At 61.4% G+C, this 17930-nt stretch carries 21 protein-coding genes; 14 read left to right on the forward strand and 7 right to left on the reverse strand.

Annotation, left to right across the window (positions count from 1 at the left end; all coding sequences use genetic code 11):
- Window positions 1-11 precede the first annotated feature (11 nt).
- The 6 genes from ACK56M_RS23245 to ACK56M_RS23270 all read left to right on the forward strand — a co-directional run bounded on the left by ACK56M_RS23245 (window position 12) and on the right by ACK56M_RS23270 (window position 3571).
- A complete protein-coding gene (locus ACK56M_RS23245; RefSeq protein WP_015271556.1) occupies window positions 12-560 on the forward strand; it encodes an Rnf-Nqr domain containing protein in 549 nt (182 codons plus the stop codon).
- Window positions 557-1531 carry an RnfABCDGE type electron transport complex subunit D gene (locus ACK56M_RS23250; RefSeq protein WP_013973950.1) on the forward strand — a complete coding sequence of 325 codons (975 nt, stop codon included), beginning with the start codon at window positions 557-559 and terminating at the stop codon, window positions 1529-1531. Before ACK56M_RS23245 ends, ACK56M_RS23250 begins: the two co-directional genes overlap by 4 nt.
- A complete protein-coding gene (locus ACK56M_RS23255) occupies window positions 1528-2130 on the forward strand; it encodes an RnfABCDGE type electron transport complex subunit G (protein WP_015271557.1) in 603 nt (200 codons plus the stop codon). The genes ACK56M_RS23250 and ACK56M_RS23255 overlap by 4 nt, the downstream gene beginning before the upstream one ends.
- Window positions 2123-2647, forward strand: coding sequence for an Rnf-Nqr domain containing protein (locus ACK56M_RS23260; protein WP_015271558.1), 525 nt, complete (start codon window positions 2123-2125; stop codon window positions 2645-2647). Before ACK56M_RS23255 ends, ACK56M_RS23260 begins: the two co-directional genes overlap by 8 nt.
- A gap of 4 nt (window positions 2648-2651) precedes the next feature.
- Window positions 2652-3290: an endonuclease III gene (nth, locus tag ACK56M_RS23265; RefSeq protein WP_013973953.1), complete on the forward strand. Its 639-nt coding sequence runs from the start codon at window positions 2652-2654 to the stop codon at window positions 3288-3290.
- 104 nt (window positions 3291-3394) lie between these two features.
- A complete protein-coding gene (locus ACK56M_RS23270) occupies window positions 3395-3571 on the forward strand; it encodes a PA3496 family putative envelope integrity protein (protein ID WP_003258006.1) in 177 nt (58 codons plus the stop codon).
- Window positions 3572-3614: 43 nt separating this feature from the next.
- On the opposite strand, the gene ACK56M_RS23275 is transcribed toward ACK56M_RS23270, so the two are convergent.
- Window positions 3615-4235 carry a response regulator gene (locus tag ACK56M_RS23275; RefSeq protein ID WP_411959094.1) on the reverse strand — a complete coding sequence of 207 codons (621 nt, stop codon included), beginning with the start codon at window positions 4233-4235 and terminating at the stop codon, window positions 3615-3617.
- A 362-nt stretch (window positions 4236-4597) separates the two neighbouring features.
- On the opposite strand from ACK56M_RS23275, the gene ACK56M_RS23280 reads away from it, so the two are divergent.
- A complete protein-coding gene (locus tag ACK56M_RS23280) occupies window positions 4598-5080 on the forward strand; it encodes a hypothetical protein (RefSeq protein ID WP_015271560.1) in 483 nt (160 codons plus the stop codon).
- 58 nt (window positions 5081-5138) lie between these two features.
- On the opposite strand, the gene ACK56M_RS23285 is transcribed toward ACK56M_RS23280, so the two are convergent.
- Window positions 5139-6356, reverse strand: coding sequence for an argininosuccinate synthase (locus ACK56M_RS23285; RefSeq protein ID WP_013973956.1), 1218 nt, complete (start codon window positions 6354-6356; stop codon window positions 5139-5141).
- A 156-nt stretch (window positions 6357-6512) separates the two neighbouring features.
- Window positions 6513-7430, reverse strand: coding sequence for a flagellar protein MotY (locus ACK56M_RS23290; RefSeq protein WP_015271561.1), 918 nt, complete (start codon window positions 7428-7430; stop codon window positions 6513-6515).
- 130 nt (window positions 7431-7560) lie between these two features.
- Between ACK56M_RS23290 and pyrC the strand changes: the two genes are divergently transcribed.
- Both pyrC and rnt read left to right on the forward strand, forming a co-directional pair.
- Window positions 7561-8607, forward strand: a complete 1047-nt coding sequence (gene pyrC / locus ACK56M_RS23295; RefSeq protein ID WP_015271562.1) for a dihydroorotase — start codon at window positions 7561-7563, stop codon at window positions 8605-8607.
- A 59-nt stretch (window positions 8608-8666) separates the two neighbouring features.
- Window positions 8667-9278, forward strand: coding sequence for a ribonuclease T (gene rnt, locus ACK56M_RS23300; RefSeq protein WP_230388460.1), 612 nt, complete (start codon window positions 8667-8669; stop codon window positions 9276-9278).
- Between the two features lie 159 nt (window positions 9279-9437).
- Here the strand turns inward: rnt and ACK56M_RS23305 are convergent, their stop codons facing one another.
- Window positions 9438-10040, reverse strand: coding sequence for a peroxiredoxin (locus ACK56M_RS23305; protein WP_003254945.1), 603 nt, complete (start codon window positions 10038-10040; stop codon window positions 9438-9440).
- Between the two features lie 224 nt (window positions 10041-10264).
- Here ACK56M_RS23305 and ACK56M_RS23310 point away from each other — a divergent pair, with 224 nt between their 5' ends.
- Window positions 10265-10483, forward strand: a complete 219-nt coding sequence (locus tag ACK56M_RS23310; protein WP_003254947.1) for a bacterioferritin-associated ferredoxin — start codon at window positions 10265-10267, stop codon at window positions 10481-10483.
- 201 nt (window positions 10484-10684) lie between these two features.
- Window positions 10685-11158 carry a bacterioferritin gene (gene bfr, locus ACK56M_RS23315; RefSeq protein WP_003258014.1) on the forward strand — a complete coding sequence of 158 codons (474 nt, stop codon included), beginning with the start codon at window positions 10685-10687 and terminating at the stop codon, window positions 11156-11158.
- Window positions 11159-11215: 57 nt separating this feature from the next.
- Here bfr and grxD read toward each other — a convergent pair whose 3' ends face one another.
- Entirely contained in the window at window positions 11216-11551 is a 336-nt protein-coding gene (grxD, locus tag ACK56M_RS23320) for a Grx4 family monothiol glutaredoxin (protein ID WP_003254949.1), read from the reverse strand.
- 91 nt (window positions 11552-11642) lie between these two features.
- A complete protein-coding gene (locus ACK56M_RS23325; RefSeq protein WP_191472212.1) occupies window positions 11643-13751 on the reverse strand; it encodes a molybdopterin oxidoreductase family protein in 2109 nt (702 codons plus the stop codon).
- A 397-nt stretch (window positions 13752-14148) separates the two neighbouring features.
- Between ACK56M_RS23325 and argF the strand changes: the two genes are divergently transcribed.
- Together argF and ACK56M_RS23335 are read left to right on the forward strand one after the other, a co-directional pair.
- A complete protein-coding gene (gene argF, locus ACK56M_RS23330; protein WP_015271565.1) occupies window positions 14149-15069 on the forward strand; it encodes an ornithine carbamoyltransferase in 921 nt (306 codons plus the stop codon).
- Window positions 15066-16175 carry an ABC transporter ATP-binding protein gene (locus tag ACK56M_RS23335; RefSeq protein WP_015271566.1) on the forward strand — a complete coding sequence of 370 codons (1110 nt, stop codon included), beginning with the start codon at window positions 15066-15068 and terminating at the stop codon, window positions 16173-16175. The genes argF and ACK56M_RS23335 overlap by 4 nt, the downstream gene beginning before the upstream one ends.
- A 121-nt stretch (window positions 16176-16296) precedes the next feature.
- Here ACK56M_RS23335 and ybaK read toward each other — a convergent pair whose 3' ends face one another.
- Entirely contained in the window at window positions 16297-16767 is a 471-nt protein-coding gene (ybaK, locus tag ACK56M_RS23340) for a Cys-tRNA(Pro) deacylase (RefSeq protein WP_015271567.1), read from the reverse strand.
- Between the two features lie 302 nt (window positions 16768-17069).
- Here ybaK and ACK56M_RS23345 point away from each other — a divergent pair, with 302 nt between their 5' ends.
- Window positions 17070-17921 carry an MIP/aquaporin family protein gene (locus ACK56M_RS23345; protein WP_015271568.1) on the forward strand — a complete coding sequence of 284 codons (852 nt, stop codon included), beginning with the start codon at window positions 17070-17072 and terminating at the stop codon, window positions 17919-17921.
- The last annotated feature ends 9 nt before the right edge of the window (window positions 17922-17930 follow it).

Below are 17930 nucleotides of genomic sequence, written 5' to 3' on the forward strand. Positions count from 1 at the left end.
ATCGTCATCTCATGAGCGACTACATCCTGGTACTGATCAGCGCTGCGCTGGTCAATCACCTGTGCCTGCAACAACAGCCATTCCCAAGGCTGCACCTCCACGTGCACGGCCTCGCCTGCGCACTGTGCATTGCCTTGGGCGTGATCGGCGCACAACTACTGGTGCGCGGGGTGCTTGCCCCACTGCAAGCCCAGGACCTTGCCCTGTTCCTGTTGTTGCCCTGGCTGGCCGTGCTTGCCTGGGGCGTACCATGGCTACTGACAAGATGGCGCCCGAGCTGGCCGGTGACGCAACTGCCCGCGCTGCTGTTGAGCAACGCGGTAGTACTGGGCTTGACCCTGCAACAGGCAAGCGACGAAAGCACATGGCTCGCTACCTTGCTGCAAGGCCTGCTGGCTGGCGGCGGCTTCTGGCTGGCGTTGGTGCTGTTCGCCGACCTGCGCCAGCGCAGCGCTCATGCCGACGTCCCCGGGGCAATGCGCGGCCTGCCCATCGAACTGCTTGGGGCCGGAGTAATGGCCATGGCGTTTTCCGGCTTCAACGGGCTGTTTGCCCAATGACCGCCAAGCCCGACCCGCGGCTACGCACCAGCATGGGCCTGGTGTTGCTGGCCTGCGTACCTGGCCTGCTGGCGCTGTTCTGGCTTCATGGCTGGAGTTTGCTACTGAACCTGTTGCTGTGCGCCAGCACCGCGCTGCTGTGCGAGGCGCTGTTGCTTACCTTGCGAGCACAACCGCTGCGCACGGCGCTGAACGACGGCAGCGCGCTGGTGACCGCCGTGCTGCTGGCCGCCGCCCTGCCCACCTTGGCACCCTGGTGGTTGCCGGTGGTCGCTACCAGCGTTGCCATCGGCATCGGCAAGCAGGCCTTTGGCGGGGTTGGGCGCAACCTGTTCAACCCGGCCATGGTCGGCTACGCCTTCGTGCTGCTGAGCTTCCCGTTGCAGATGAACCATTGGCCGGGGCCGGCACCAGGCCTGCTCGACAGCCTGCAGCTGGTGTTCGCCGGCGGCGAGCAGATCGATGCCTGGGCCAGGCCGACGCTGCTCGACGGCCTTCGCCACAACCACAGCCTGACCATCGATGAACTGTTCGCCGGTCACCCGGGTTTCGGCAGCATCGGTGGACGGGGCAGCGAATGGGTCAACCTGGCGTTCCTGCTGGGCGGCCTGTTCCTGCTGCAACGCAAGGTTATCAGTTGGCATGCGCCGGCCGGTCTGCTGGCTGGGTTGTTCCTGTTCAGCCTGCTGGGCTGGAATGGCTCGGGCTCGGACTCCAACGGCTCTCCCCTGGTGCACCTGTTCTCCGGCTCGACAATGATGGCGGCGTTCTTCATTGCCACCGAACCGGTGTCCGGGCCCCGGCAGGAGTGGGCGAAGCTGGGTTTCGGCCTGGGGGCGGGCCTGCTGATCTATCTGATCCGCACCTGGGGTAGCTACCCGGACGGTACAGCGTTCGCCGTCCTGCTCATGAACCTCATGGCGCCGAGCCTCGAACGCCTGGCTCTGCAGCGCCAGCAGGTTGCCCGATGAAGCGCCTGGTACGTGATGTGGGTTTGTTGCTCCTGACCGGAGCACTGGCGCTGTCGACCACTTTGGCCTGGCGGCACTGGACCAGCGCAGCCATCGCCGACGCCGAGAAGCAACTGAATAGCCGCCAGCGGCTGGCGGTGTTGCCAGAAGGCAGTTACGACAACCAACCTTTGGACAGCCCGTTGCCCAGGCCCGCCGCACAGCGGCCAAACAGCCGCATCCTGGCAGCTTACCGGGCAACGCTGGCGGGTAAACCGGCCGCCGTCATACTGGTCACAAAGGCCCAGGGCTATGCCGGGCCTATCGTGCTGAGCGTGGCCATCGCAGCGGACGGCCGACTGATCGGCAGCCAGGTGGTCGAGCACCAGGAAAGCCCTGGGCTGGGTGCACGCCTGGGTGATGCGCAGCTGAACTGGCTGGGGCAATTTGCCAACCGTCAGCTGGGCGACCACTGGGCGCTGAAGCGCGACCAGGGCGACTTTGACCAGTTGGCCGGCGCAACCGTGACCTCACGTGCAGTGATCGTCGCGCTACAGGAAGCGCTGAGCTACTTCGATGAGCAGCGCAGCGTATTGCTGGAGGGCGCCACGCATGAATAGGCTCTACCTGCTCGGCGCAAGCCTGGTGCCTCTGCTGGGCGCCACCCGAACACTGAGCGAAGGCGCCACCATAGGCGTGTGCGCAGTGCTGCTGAGCAGCCTTCACCAGCTATCAATGGCACCCCTGCGCCGACGGTCCGCCACCTGGACCTATGTACTGGCCAGCCTGCTGGTTCTGGCGGCCCTGGCCAGTTGCTTGCAACTGGCACTGCGTGCCTGGCTGCTGCCACTGGCACTCGCCCTCGGCCACTATCCCGCACTGCTGTGCCTGCAATGCCTGGCCATTGACTACCTGCTGCCCGATCAAGGGCGCTGGCGCCTGCTCGCCGGCCACCTTTGCGCGTTGTTTGCCACATGCCTGCTGCTTGGTGCCAGCCGCCAATGGCTGGCCGACGGTATCGGCCTGCACCTGGCCAGCCTGGCCCCGGGCGCCTTGCTACTGCTCGGACTGCTGTTGGCCTTGTACAATCGTCTGCGTCCGGGCCCTGCCCAATCACGTCATCAAGGAAAGCTCTGATTTCATGAATGCCGCCAAACGCCTGGAGATCTTTCGCAGGCTGCACGAAGACAACCCCGACCCGAAGACCGAACTGGCGTACACCACCCCGTTCGAGTTGCTGGTCGCCGTGACACTGTCTGCGCAATCCACCGATGTCGGCGTCAACAAGGCTACCGCACGCCTGTTCCCGGTCGCCAACACCCCCGAGGCCATCTATGCGCTGGGCGTCGAAGGCCTGAGTGAGTACATCAAGACCATTGGCTTGTACAACAGCAAGGCGAAAAACGTTATCGAAGCCTGCCGGCTGCTGATCGAACGCCATGACAGCCAGGTCCCGCAGACACGCGAAGCCCTGGAGGCGCTACCCGGCGTTGGCCGCAAGACCGCCAACGTAGTGCTCAACACAGCGTTCCGCCAGCCGACCATGGCCGTGGATACCCATATCTTCCGGGTCAGCAACCGTACGGGCATTGCGCCAGGCAAGACGGTGCTGGAAGTGGAGAAAAAGCTGATCAAGTTCGTGCCAAAGGATTACCTGCTCGACGCCCACCACTGGCTGATCCTGCACGGGCGCTATGTGTGCCAGGCACGCAAGCCACGCTGCGGCAGTTGCCGGATTGAAGACTTGTGCGAGTACAAGCACAAGACCTCCGACGATTGAGTCGATAGCTCGAAACCACCCACTGCGATTGAAAAAATCTTTTTTACCAGCGTCTGCTTTCTGGTTATAAGGACGGCCAATGGCCCCTTGGCTTGGAGCGACTCATGAGTAGCGATAAAGACGACCTGTCGATCGAAGATGATTTTGTTGCCGCAGATGACGAAGCGGAACCCCAGGTGGAAACCGCAAAGACCAACCTGAGCAAGCGCCGCACCATCGACAATATGCTGGAGGAAAGGCGCCTGCAGAAGCAGTTGGCCGACTTCGACTACGATCTGTAACCTTGGCAAAGCCTCCTGGCTGGAGGCTTTACGGCCTTGGTGATCAGCTTAACCCTTGCCGTTGCGCCAGCTCGATCAAGTCGACCAGCGACCGTGCATTGAGCTTGAGCAACAGGCGCGACTTGTAGGTACTGACCGTCTTGTTGCTGAGGAACATGCTGTCGGCAATTTCCTTGTTGGAACGCCCTCGCGCCAGCTGCTGCAACACGGTCATCTCCCTTGCCGAGAGGCGGTTGACCATATCCGTCTCGCTCCCCCCCCTTCCACGTGATAAGTGCAGGGCCTGGTTGGGGAAGTAGCTGTAGCCCGACAGTACGGCCTTGATGGCGCTCAGCAGTTCGGTGAGTTCCTGCTGCTTGCACACATACCCCGCCGCCCCCGCCTGCATGCAGCGCATCGAGAAGTTGCCGGGGGCCTGCGATGTCAGCACCAGCACCTTGCTGCCCGGGCTGAAGGCCGTCATGCGGGTGATTACTTCCAGGCCATCCAGCTTGGGGATGCCGATATCGAGCACCACGATATCCGGCAGGTGTTGCCGTGTCAGTTGCAGCGCAGCCACTCCGTTGTCGGTTTCCGCCACGACGTCATACCCATGCCGCTCCATCAGCATGCGTACGGCCAGGCGTATGACCGGATGATCATCCACGATAAGCACTTTATTCATGCGATATCCATTCATTGCTTTTGCTTTGGCCCGCCAAGATAACCTACAGAGCGCCTGCTGGCGCGGTGATTTACCGGCGAAATATATGAACAGATGGAACCTACAACACTTACAGAAATTTCCTACACTCAACTGATGTACTTGTAACAATCAAATTCCCTGTTACCGAATGAACGGTATCACCGGCCTGTAAAAGTGCACCAGTTGAAAACCGGCCGATACCTCGGGAAATGTTCAATTCAAATGCCTGAACAGGCAACATCACCAGGATTTCGAGCGATTATTCTCACGGGAAACAATCCAGTCTTTAGTTGAGCAGCGCGGTAAGGCAAAGATATGCAAAATCGCTGGAGACGACCCATATGCACCAAGTACAACCTGTCGCCCCGCTGACGATCATTGCCATCTTCGCAGGGATTATCGAAGCCTCCGCCCTTGCCACATTGCCGTTTCTCAGCGAGTCCAGTCAAAAGCTCTATACTTGGTTTCTGGTGGGCTTCCCATTCTTCCTGACGGCACTGTTCTTCCTCACGCTCAACTTCAATTACAAGTCGTTCTACGACCCGTCGCCAAACAGGACGACAAACGACAACACATCGACACCGAGTGATGTGTCCAAGCATGCAATGCCCGGTAGTACCGGCGAAGCGCTGCAGGGCGAGCCTGTCACGTTCATGTTTTCCGGCCCCGATGCCTATCGCATGATGGAGCAGCAATTGCTGTCCGCCCTCGCCCAACCGCCTCAGCAATCTCGCACCTGGCGCTTTTGCAACCTGGACAGACGCCAGTGCGCGCAACTATCGATCAGCGCGCTTGATGAACAGGTGGCGAACGACGGCCATTGATTCCACGGACAAAAAAAACCCCGGCCTGAGCCGGGGTTCTTGCCGCACATGACGGTAATCAGAGCAGCGAGCGGCCCTTGTTGGCAGCAATGCGCATACGCAGGGCGTTGAGCTTGATGAAGCCAGCTGCATCCGCCTGGTTGTAGGCGCCGCCATCTTCCTCGAAGGTAGCGATGTTGGCGTCGAACAGCGAGTCGTCCGACTTGCGGCCGACAACGGTGACGTTGCCCTTGTACAGCTTCAGGCGTACCACGCCGTTCACGTTGACCTGCGAAGCGTCGATCATCTGTTGCAGCATCAGACGCTCCGGGCTCCACCAGTAGCCGGTGTAGATCAGGCTGGCGTACTTCGGCATCAGCTCATCCTTCAGGTGAGCGACTTCGCGGTCCAGGGTGATCGACTCGATGGCACGGTGGGCCTTGAGCATGATGGTGCCACCAGGGGTCTCGTAGCAACCGCGCGACTTCATGCCGACGTAACGGTTCTCGACGATATCCAGACGGCCGATGCCATTGGCACCACCGATACGGTTCAGGTCGGCCAGGACGGTGGCCGGAGTCTTCTCGACACCGTCGATGGCAACGATGTCACCGTTGCGGTAGGTCAGCTCGATGTAGGTAGCCTGATCCGGGGCGTTCTCAGGCGAGACACTCCAGCGCCACATGTCTTCTTCGTGCTCGGTCCAGGTATCTTCCAGGACACCGCCTTCGTAGGAGATGTGCAGCAGGTTGGCGTCCATCGAGTACGGCGACTTCTTCTTGCCGTGGCGCTCGATCGGGATGCCGTGCTTCTCGGCGTAGTCCATCAGCTTCTCGCGGGACAGCAGGTCCCACTCACGCCATGGGGCGATTACCTTGACGCCTGGCTTCAGCGCGTAGGCACCCAGTTCGAAACGCACCTGGTCGTTGCCTTTGCCGGTGGCGCCGTGGGAAATGGCGTCGGCGCCGGTTTCGTTGGCAATTTCGATCAGGCGCTTGGCGATCAGCGGACGGGCGATGGAAGTACCCAGCAGGTACTCGCCCTCGTAGACGGTGTTGGCGCGGAACATCGGGAACACGAAATCACGCACGAATTCTTCGCGCAGGTCGTCGATGTAGATCTCTTTAACGCCCATTGCCTGGGCCTTGGCACGAGCCGGCTCGACCTCTTCGCCCTGCCCCAGGTCAGCGGTGAAGGTCACCACTTCGCAGTTGTAGGTATCCTGCAGCCACTTGAGAATCACCGAAGTATCAAGGCCGCCGGAATACGCCAGTACGACCTTTTTTACGTCCGCCATGCCATCACTCCACGGGGTTGTACGGAAAGGGATCGATTCTAACGACGTTACGGATAAATTTACAGTGGGGCGACAGCTTCTGACGACAAAGCGACAAGAAGTTTCGGAAGGGCGACTTACCGTCGGAAATTATGAAATGCCGTGTGGGAGCAGCCTTCAGGACTTGGCAGGTGTTGGCTCAGGGGCCTTTTCGACAGGCTTCTCAACCGGCTTCTCGATTACCGCAACCCGATCCAGTTCGATATTCACCCGACGATTACGCGCCCGGTTGGCAGCATTGGTGTTCTTCGCCAATGGATAACGCTCGCCATGGAAACGCACGGTAATCTGCTCTTCCGGAACGCCATGGGCCTTGAGGTAGTCGGCTACCGCCAGTGCCCGGCGGCGCGACATGTCGCGATTGGTCAGGCGATTGCCACTGTTGTCGGAGTGGCCGTTGAGCTCTACATGGTTAACTGTCGGGTCAGCCTTGATGTAGTCGAGGATCACGTCCAGCCGTGCCTTGGCCGCGCCATCCAGCTCGAAGCCTCCCCCGGGGAAGCCCACCTGGGTCTGACGCACCTGATCGTAGTTCATCGGCAGCAGCTTGCCGGCACAGGCCTGATAGTCGTTGTAGGCCTTGGCGAAGCTGACCGGCAGCACACGCACTTCCATCGGCCTGCCCGCCTCGCCGGCATAATTGCGTACCACCGTGCTGCGCCCATCGAGCAGGCCGTTGATCAGGCGACTGGCCTGGCCCTGGGAAGAACTGAACAACACCCCGGTACGGGCCATGCGCACGCTGCCCAGATTGATGTCGCTGCGCCCAGGCTGCCACGGCGCAGCAGCTGCCAGCAATGTGGCCGTGCCCGCCCCCAGTACGTTGCTGTCCGAGCGCAACTGGAACACCGGTTGCTCGCCCGCGCGGCGCACGAACTCGCCACTGCCGAAACCGTCGATCGGCTGGATCAGCCGGCATTCGAACTGGTCACCCTCGACCTTCCAGGCAATGTTTTCCATGCGCGTCTGGAAGGTCAGCGCACCGGCCGGCAGGCTGGCGAACAGGGTCAACAGGGCTAGGTAACGCTGGCGCACGGGCGGCTCCACAAATTCTGACGGCTTACCTGCAGGCTATCGGACGCCTGGCGGAAAACTTGATAGCCGTGCTCCACCCAGGGTTTTCCGGTAGCATTGGGGCTTGAGTTCGACCCGCCTGGAATCCCCAATGTCCGATCGCCTGACCCTCCTGCGTCCCGACGACTGGCACATCCATCTGCGCGATGGTGCCGTCCTGCCCCACACCGTTGGCGATGTGGCGCGTACTTTCGCCCGTGCCATCATCATGCCCAACCTGGTTCCGCCGGTACGCAATGCCGTAGAGGCCGGCGCCTACCGTGAGCGCATCCTGGCCGCCCGCCCGGCTGGCAGCCGCTTCGAGCCGCTGATGGTGTTGTACCTCACCGACCGCACCAGCCCCGAGGACATCCGCGCGGCCAAGGCCAGCGGTTTCGTGTATGCCGCCAAGCTGTACCCTGCTGGCGCCACCACCAATTCAGACTCGGGCGTGACCAGCATCGACAACATCTTCCCGGCCATCGAGGCGCTGGCGGAAGTTGGCATGCCGCTACTGGTGCATGGCGAAGTGACCCGTAGCGAGATCGACGTGTTCGACCGCGAGAAGCGCTTCATCGACGAGCATATGCGCCGTGTGGTCGAGCGCTTCCCGACACTGAAGGTGGTGTTCGAGCACATCACCACCAGCGATGCCGCGCAGTTCGTCACCGAGGCCCCGGCCAACGTCGGCGCGACCATCACCGCGCAGCACCTGCTGTACAACCGCAACCACATGCTGGTTGGCGGCATTCGCCCGCACTTCTACTGCCTGCCGATCCTCAAGCGCAACACCCATCAGGTGGCGTTGCTGGATGCGGCCACCAGCGGCAACCCGAAGTTCTTCCTGGGTACCGACTCGGCCCCACACGCCCGACACGCCAAGGAAGCCGCCTGCGGTTGCGCCGGTTGCTACACCGCCTACGCAGCCATCGAGATGTACGCCGAAGCGTTCGAGCAGCGTAACGCGCTGGACAAGCTGGAAGGCTTTGCCAGCCTGCACGGCCCGGCGTTCTACGGCCTGCCGGCAAACACCGACACCATTACCCTGGTCCGCGAAGAATGGACCGCCCCGGATAGCCTGCCGTTTGGCGAGCAGACCGTAGTCCCGCTGCGCGCCGGCGAAAAACTGCGCTGGCGCCTGCTGGAGGAAAACGCGTGAGCGAAGACCTCTACGAAGACGACCTCGACACCCAAGGCAGCAGCGGCTCGCGCCATCCGATGGCCGAGCGTTTCCGCGGCTATCTGCCGGTAGTGGTAGACGTTGAAACCGGCGGCTTCAACAGCGCTACCGATGCCCTGCTGGAAATTGCCGCAGTCACCATCGGCATGGACGAAAAGGGCTTCCTGTTCCCCGAGCACACCTACTTCCACCGCGTGGAGCCATTCGAGGGCGCCAACATCGAGGCGGCCGCGCTGGAATTCACCGGGATCAAGCTGGACCACCCGCTGCGTATGGCAGTCAGCGAAGAAAGTGCGCTGACCGACATCTTCCGTGGCGTACGCAAGGCGCTCAAGGCCAATGGTTGCAAGCGGGCGATCCTGGTCGGCCACAACAGCAGCTTTGACCTGGGCTTCCTCAATGCGGCGGTGACGCGCAATGACCTGAAGCGCAACCCGTTCCACCCGTTCTCCAGCTTCGACACCGCTACCCTGGCGGGCCTGGCTTATGGCCAGACCGTACTGGCGCGGGCCTGCCAGAGCGCCGACATCGACTTCGACGGACGTGAGGCGCACTCGGCGCGCTATGACACCGAGAAGACGGCCGAGCTGTTCTGCGGCATCGTCAACCGCTGGAAAGAGATGGGCGGCTGGCGCGATTTCAACGATTGATCTGCAAAAGCGTTCGCGCGCATTCCCGCTCCCACCGGTACTGCAGTGGCCTCAGCCATTGTGCTATTCCTGTGGGAGCGGGCAAGCCCGCGAAAAGGCCGGCACAGGACGGCACAAAAAAACCGGCCACAAGGGCCGGTTTTTTCATGCACGCGGCAATTACAGCTTGCCAGCGTTCTCGCTCAGGTAGGCAGCAACGCCTTCCGGCGAAGCGTTCATGCCTTTGTCGCCTTTTTTCCAGTTGGCAGGGCAGACTTCGCCGTGCTCTTCGTGGAACTGCAGGGCGTCGACCAGGCGCAGCAGCTCGTCCATGTTGCGGCCCAGTGGCAGGTCGTTGACGATCTGCGAACGAACAACACCGTTGGTGTCGATCAGGAAGGCGCCACGGAAGGCTACGCCGCCTTCGGACTCGACGTCGTAGGCCTTGCAGATTTCGTGGGTCATGTCGGCAGCCAGGGTGTACTTGACCTGGCCGATACCACCGTTGTTGACCGGGGTGTTACGCCAGGCGTTGTGGGTGAAGTGCGAGTCGATCGACACGCCGATCACTTCCACGTTGCGCGCCTGGAAGTCAGGGATGCGGTTGTCCAGGGCGATCAGCTCGGACGGGCAGACGAAGGTGAAGTCCAGCGGGTAGAAGAACACCAGGCCGTACTTGCCCTTGATGGCCGAAGCCAGGTTGAAGCTGTCGACGATCTCGCCGTTGCCCAGCACGGCCGGAACGGTGAAATCGGGGGCTTTCTTACCAACGAGTACGCTCATTGTAATCTCCTGATGAGGGTGAAAAACCGTTTGCCGGGCCAGACGGGCTTGCCCGACATCCAACAAAGGCCGTCCATCATACACGGCTTCTGGTGACAGGCCGACTCCAACGACGAAGCAACCGCCGGCCGCTCAAGCACGGCCCTTTCAGAAACCCCTTTGACAAGCATTCTCATTAACATTAAGCTCCACTCCATCGAGCCCACCAACGATGGTCAGCCTTTATGTATGTGTGTCTTTGTGTCGGCGTTACCGACGGACAGATCCGCGATGCGATCTATGAAGGATGCTGCAGCTACAAGGAAGTGCGAGCCGCCACAAACGTCGCCAGCCAGTGCGGCAAATGTGCCTGCGTTGCCAAGCAGGTGGTCCGCGAGACCCTGACCGAGCTTCAGGTCAGCCAGGCAGCCCTGCCCTACCCCGTGGAATTTACCGCAGCCTGATAACAAAGAATTCGAAGAACCGGACCTTGCGTCCGGTTTTTTTATGCCCGCAATTCAATAAGTTAGCGCTCCAACGCGGTTCACAAACATTCTTATTTCCATTAATTTTCACTTATTATTCAAGAACTTAGGTTTGACACACCTAAGTATCGGGCTCAAACTTCACTGTATTGGCACACTTCTACAGGGCAGGAACCCGACATGAAAGGCGACGTAAGCGTCATCCAGCATCTCAACAAGATCCTCGGAAACGAGCTGGTCGCGATCAACCAGTACTTCCTGCACGCACGCATGTACGAAGATTGGGGCCTGAACAAACTCGGCAAGCACGAGTACAAGGAATCCATCGACGAGATGAAGCACGCTGACAAACTGATCAAGCGTATTCTCTTCCTCGAAGGCATCCCCAACGTCCAGGACCTGGGCAAGCTGCTGATTGGCGAGCACACCAAAGAGATGCTCGAATGCGACCTGAAGATCGAACAGAAAGGCCTGGTCGACCTGAAAGCGGCCATCGCCCATTGCGAAACCGCTGGCGACTTTGGCTCGCGTGACATGCTCGAAGATATCCTCGAGTCCGAGGAAGAGCACATCGACTGGCTGGAAACCCAGCTGGGGCTGATCGACAAGATTGGTATCGAGAACTACCTGCAGTCGCAGATGGGCGAAGAATAAATATTCGCCCCATGAAAAAACCCGCGATCAGCGGGTTTTTTCATGCTTGCCGGAAATTCAGGCCTCGGAAGCCTTGGCCTTGGCAGCCGCTTCCTTGATCAGGGTCTGCAGCTCACCCTTCTCGAACATTTCCAGCATGATGTCGCTGCCGCCGACCAGTTCACCGGCTACCCACAGCTGCGGGAAGGTCGGCCAGTTGGCGTATTTTGGCAGGTTCGCACGGATTTCCGGGTTCTGCAGGATGTCGACGTAGGCGAACTTCTCGCCACAACCCATCACGGCCTGCGATGCACGCGCAGAGAAGCCACACTGCGGGGCATTCGGCGAGCCTTTCATGTAAAGCAGAATGGTGTTGTTGGCAATCTGCTCTTTGATCGTTTCGATGATATCCATGTAGCACCTCGGCTGAACTTTCCGACGCGGTCGTCGGCACGGTGACGCATTGTAACGGAAAGCCGAGCAGCATGCTCGGCCTTACCATTCCTTACGCGGCCTCTACCTGCACGGGTACGCCATTGAGGGCGGCGTTGCCGGAAACCTGATCACGCAGGCGCTCATCGGTGAGGTCGTTGGCACTCACCCCAGGTTGCGCCTTGGCGATCTGCATGTGCACGCCTTGACGAGAGTGACCGAAGCCATGGGGCAGGCTGACTACACCGGGCATCATGTCCTCGCAGGCCTGAACCTCGACTTCAAGATCCCCGGTACGCGAGCGGATACGAACTCGCTGGCCGTCCTGCAACTGACGATGCTGCAGGTCCTGCGGATGCATTAACAACTGATGGCGCGGTTTGCCTTTCACCAGTCGATGAAAGTTGTGCATCCATGAATTGTTGCTGCGAACATGGCGACGGCCGATCAGCAGCAGTTCGCCCGGCACCGGAGGGGCCTGTTGCGCCAGTCGCCCCAAGTCATCCAGCAGCACCTGGGGCGCCGCTTCGACGGCCTTGCTGGCAGTCGTCAGGCGCGCAGCGAGGTTGGCGCGCAATGGCCCCAGGTCGAGGCCATGCGGGTGCTCGTCCAGCGCTGCCAGCGAAAGCTGCCAGGGTGTCGTTTCACCATAACGCCCCTTGCGCAGGGCCAGGTCGATCATCTGCGCTGGCGCCCAGGTCGGTTTCAACTCCAGCTCGGCGCGTTTGGCGAACGCTTGTGCCAGCCCGACAAAAATCTCCCAGTCATGCAATGCCCCTTCGGGCTTGGCCAGGATCGCCCGGTTGAAGCGGGTCACGTTGCGCACGGCCAGCAAGTTGAATGTGCTGTCGTAATGGTCGTTTTCCAGCGCCGAGGTGGAGGGCAGGATCAGGTCGGCATGGCGGGTGGTTTCGTTGATGTACAGGTCAATGCTGAGCATGAACTCCAACCCCTCCAGCGCCACATCCAGCTGGCGGCCATTGGGCGTTGAGAGCACGGGGTTGCCAGCCACCGTCACCAGCGCACGCACCTGCCCTTCGCCTGGCGTCAGCATTTCCTCGGCCAAGGCCGCCACGGGCAGTTCGCCGCCGTACTCGGGCAAGCCCGACACCCGGCTCTGCCAGGCGTTGAAATGGCCACCCGAGGTGGTCGCTACCAGGTCGACGGCAGGCTCGGTGCACAACGCGCCGCCTTCACGGTCAAGGTTGCCGGTTACCAGGTTGATCAGTTGCACCAGCCAGTGGCAAAGGGTGCCGTAGGCTTGGGTCGAAACCCCCATGCGGCCGTAGCACACCGCGCTGTCGGCCGCGGCAAAGTCCCTTGCCAGCTGGCGAATGTCTGTCGCGGCAATGCCACAGTGCGCGCTCATGGCCTCCGCGCTGAACGGCGCGATCGCTTCGCGCACCTGCTGCAAGCCGATGACCGGCAAGTGCGAGCCGCGCGCCAGGCCTTCAGTGAACAGGGTGTTGAGCAAGCCACACAACAAGGCCGCATCCCCTCCAGGGCGAATGAACAGGTGACTGTCGGCCATCGCCGCCGTTTCGCTGCGCCGCGGGTCCACCACCACCAGGCGCCCACCCCGGGCCTGCAGGGCTTTCAGGCGTTTTTCCACGTCCGGCACGGTCATGATGCTGCCGTTGGAGGCCAGCGGGTTGCCGCCGAGGATCAACATGAAACCGGTCTGGTCGATGTCCGGGATCGGCAGCAGCAGGCCATGGCCGTACATCAGGTGGCTGACCAGGTGCTGCGGCAACTGGTCCACCGAGGTGGCAGAGAAGCGGTTGCGGGTTTTCAGCAGGCCCAGGAAGTAGTTGCTGTGGGTCATCAGGCCGTAGTTGTGCACGCTCGGGTTGCCTTGGTACACCGCCACAGCATTGCGCCCATGGACCTGCTGGATCGCCCACAGCCTGTCGGCGGCCAGGGCAAAGGCCTCGTCCCAGCCGATGGCCTGCCAGTGCTCGCCCACCCGCTTGTGCGGTTGGCGCAGGCGGTCGGGGTCGTTCTGGATGTCCTGCAGGGCCACGGCCTTTGGGCAGACATGGCCGCGGCTGAACGGGTCCTGGGGGTCGCCCTTGATCGAACTGATCAGCGCCCGCCCATCGTCGTCATGGCTGACTTCAATGTTCAGCCCACAGATCGCTTCGCACAGGTGACAGGCACGGTGATGCAGGGTCTTGGTCATGGCCGCCTCTGCCTTGTTGTTGTGGAGGATGTGTAGAAGGTTGTCGAACATCGACTATGCGCCCAGCCCCCGCCACCGGCCAGCGCACTTCGCGGTGTGAATCCACCGACATCAGGCACACGATTTGCGACAGCCATTTGCCAAATTGCTGGCAAGCCGTGTACAAACCTCTGTAGCAAATAAAAAACAGCACTGCCCGTCGGGTAAAGACACCCTTTGCAACACCCTTTGGTACTGGGCAGCTGTTTCCCCTCTTGGCTTCAGGCGACATTTACTTATAGTATTGCGCCTTTCCCTATTTCGTCCGCCCCCGTGCGGCTTACGCCGCAGGTCACTCCCGTTGTCAAAAAAAACCATACGGTCGACCTGCATACCGTTGCAGATAAGGTAGTCAATCATGAGCGCTAGGCACTTTCTCTCCCTGCTGGACTTCACCACCGACGAATTGCTCGGTGTGATCCGCCGCGGCATCGAGCTGAAGGACCTGCGCAAGCGAGGCGTGCTGTTCGAGCCCCTGAAGAACCGCGTGCTGGGCATGATCTTCGAAAAGTCCTCGACCCGTACCCGCGTGTCATTCGAGGCAGGCATGATCCAGCTCGGCGGCCAGGCCATCTTCCTGTCCCCGCGCGACACCCAGCTGGGCCGTGGCGAGCCGATAAGCGATAGCGCCATCGTGCTGTCGAGCATGCTCGACGTGGTGATGATCCGTACCCACGCCCACAGCACCCTGACCGAATTCGCCGCCAACTCGCGTGTGCCGGTGATCAACGCGCTGTCCGACGAGTCGCACCCGTGCCAGCTGCTGGCCGACATGCAGACCTTCCTCGAACATCGCGGCTCGATCCAGGGCAAGACCGTCGCCTGGATCGGCGATGGCTTCAACATGTGCAACTCGTACATCGAGGCAGCCAGGCAGTTCGACTTCCAGCTGCGCATTGCCTGCCCGGAAGGCTACGAGCCGGACCCACGCTTCATGGCCATTGGTGGTGACCACGTGCAGATCGTACGTGACCCGAAGGAAGCCGTGCGCGGCGCCCATCTGGTGACCACGGATGTCTGGACTTCCATGGGCCAGGAGGAGGAAACTGCACGGCGCCTGGCGCATTTCGCGCCTTACCAGGTCACCCGCGAACTGCTCGACCTGGCGGCACCCGACGCCCTGTTCATGCACTGCCTGCCAGCCCACCGTGGTGAGGAAATCAGCCATGACCTGCTCGACGACCCACGTTCGGTCGCCTGGGACCAGGCTGAAAACCGCCTGCATGCACAGAAGGCCCTTCTCGAATTCCTTGTAGAACCGGCTTACCACCACGCATGAGTCAACCCCTACTGCTCAACCTGCGCAACCTCGCCTGCGGCTATGGCGACCAGCGCATCGTTCAGAACCTCAATCTGCACCTGAACGCAGGCGACATCGGTTGCCTGCTGGGTTCATCCGGTTGCGGCAAGACCACTACCCTGCGCGCCATCGCCGGTTTCGAACCGATACACGATGGCGAGATCCAGTTGGCTGGCGAAGTCATTTCCCGGGCCGGTTTCACACTGGCCCCGGAAAAACGCCGCATCGGCATGGTGTTCCAGGATTACGCGCTGTTCCCGCACCTGACCGTGGCGCAGAACGTTGCCTTCGGCATCGCAAAGCACCCCCGCCAGGCCGAGGTCATCGAAGAGATGCTCGAGCTGGTCAAGCTGGGCGGTCTGGGCGGGCGCTACCCGCATGAACTGTCCGGCGGCCAGCAGCAACGGGTCGCCCTGGCCCGTGCACTGGCACCGGAGCCGCAACTGCTGCTGCTCGACGAACCATTTTCCAACCTCGACGTAGAGCTGCGCCGGCGCCTGAGCCATGAGGTTCGCGACATTCTCAAGAGCCGCGGCACCAGCGCCATCCTGGTGACCCATGACCAGGAAGAAGCCTTTGCCGTCAGCGACCAGGTTGGCGTGTTCAAGGAAGGCCGCCTGGAGCAGTGGGACACGCCCTACAACCTTTACCACGAGCCGCAGACGCCGTTCGTGGCCAGCTTCATTGGCCAGGGGTATTTCATCCGTGGGCAGATGATCAGCCACGAGGCGGTCAATACCGAGCTGGGTGAATTACGCGGCAACCGTGCCTACATCATGGCGCCGGGCAGCTCGGTGGATGTGCTGCTGCGCCCTGACGATATCGTCCACGCACCGGGCAGTGCGCTGCAGGCGAACATCGTCGGCAAGAGCTTCCTTGGGGCATCGACCCTGTACCGCCTGCAATTGCCGACCGGCAGCCAGCTCGAGGCGATCTTCCCTAGCCATGACGACCGTCAGGTCGGTGAGGATGTGGGGATTGCGGTCAAGGCCGATCACCTGGTGCTGTTCCCGGTGCCGGGCAGCGTGGCGGCGCAGTTGCCGCGGCAGGACAACGGCGTTCGCCGGTACAGCTCGGCGACCTGATTCGAAATTTTGGGGCCGCTCTGCGGCCCATCGCGACACAAGGCCGCTCCTACAAGGGTACGTATTCCCCCTGTAGGAGCGGCCTTGTGCCGCGAAGGGCTGCAAAGCAGCCCCAGAAATCTCAGCCCCGACCAATCCCGGCAAACTTGCCCTGGGTGTACTCAGCCAGCACCACCGCCGCCAACTCCACCTCCAGCCCACGCCGCCCGGCGCTGACATGGATGGTTGCAAAGTTCTGCGCCGAATCATCGATGAAGGTGCGCAGGCGCTTCTTCTGCCCCAGCGGGCTGATCCCGCCCACCAGGTACCCCGTGGCTCGCTGCGCCGACGCCGGGTCGGCCATCTCGCACTTTTTCACCCCGGCAGCCTGGGCCAGGGCCTTGAGGTCGAGCGTACCCACCACAGGTACCACCGCCACCAGCAATTCACCCTTCTCACTGCTCGCCAGCAAGGTCTTGAACACCTGCTGCGGGTCGAGACCGAGCTTTTCCGCCGCCTCCAGGCCATATGACGCCGACTTGGGGTCATGTTCGTAACTGTGCACACGATGCTCGGCACGGTGTTTCTTCAACAGGTCTAGGGCGGGGGTCATGCGGGGGCTCCGGTCGGGACAGCTCGGCGGCTACTTTAGGACAATTCCCACACCGCAGCCAGCGCACCGCAATTGCGCGGCTCTAGTACGCGGATCCGCACCTGAAATCAGCATCCAGATCGTGACCGACCGTTCACTTTCGACCTTTGACATCAGCGTTTCTTGTCTATATTTTTTCGTTTCTGAATAAAATGGTGCACTTTTAAGGTGCATTTCCAACATCTGCCCGGGTCAACGGGGATAGACTCCGGGCTTTGCTGTCGAGCGCCACGCGCCTCACAACAAAAAAAACGAGGTCATACATGACGACTGCTCTACGCCAACCCACGCTTTCCAGCCAATGCCTGGCCGAGTTCCTGGGCACTGCACTGCTCATCTTTTTCGGTACCGGCTGCGTCGCCGCGCTCAAGGTCGCGGGCGCAAGCTTCGGCCTTTGGGAAATCAGTATCATCTGGGGCGTGGGCGTCAGCATGGCGATCTACCTCACCGCCGGTATTTCCGGCGCGCACCTGAACCCCGCGGTGAGCATCGCCCTCACACTGTTCGCCGGCTTCGACAAGCGCAAGCTGCCCTTCTACATGCTGGCCCAGGTATGCGGCGCGTTCTGTGGCGCAGCGTTGGTCTACACCCTGTACAGCAACCTGTTCTTCGATTTCGAACAGGCCCACGCCATGTTGCGCGGTAGCGAAGCCAGCCTGGAACTGGCCTCGGTCTTCTCCACCTATCCGCACCCATCGCTGTCCACCGGCCAGGCGTTTCTGGTCGAGGTGATCATCACCGCCATCCTGATGGCCGTGATCATGGCCCTGACCGACGACAACAACGGCCTGCCGCGCGGCGCCATGGCCCCGCTGCTGATCGGCCTGCTGATCGCCGTGATCGGCAGCGCCATGGGCCCGTTGACCGGCTTTGCCATGAACCCGGCCCGCGATTTCGGGCCAAAACTCATGACCTTCCTGGCCGGTTGGGGCGAAATCGCCTTCACTGGCGGTCGGGACATGCCTTATTTCCTGGTTCCGGTGTTCGCACCGATCCTTGGCGCCTGCCTGGGTGCCGCGACCTATCGCGGCCTGATCGCACGCAACCTGCCAATGGCAGCCGCCGTGAACCCTGAGACAAATGACAATCGCCAGGGCGATACTCAAGTCAACTGACGCCGGCAT

The organism is Pseudomonas sp. s4 (genome assembly GCF_046764235.1).
GTDB lineage: Bacteria > Pseudomonadota > Gammaproteobacteria > Pseudomonadales > Pseudomonadaceae > Aquipseudomonas > Aquipseudomonas asiatica.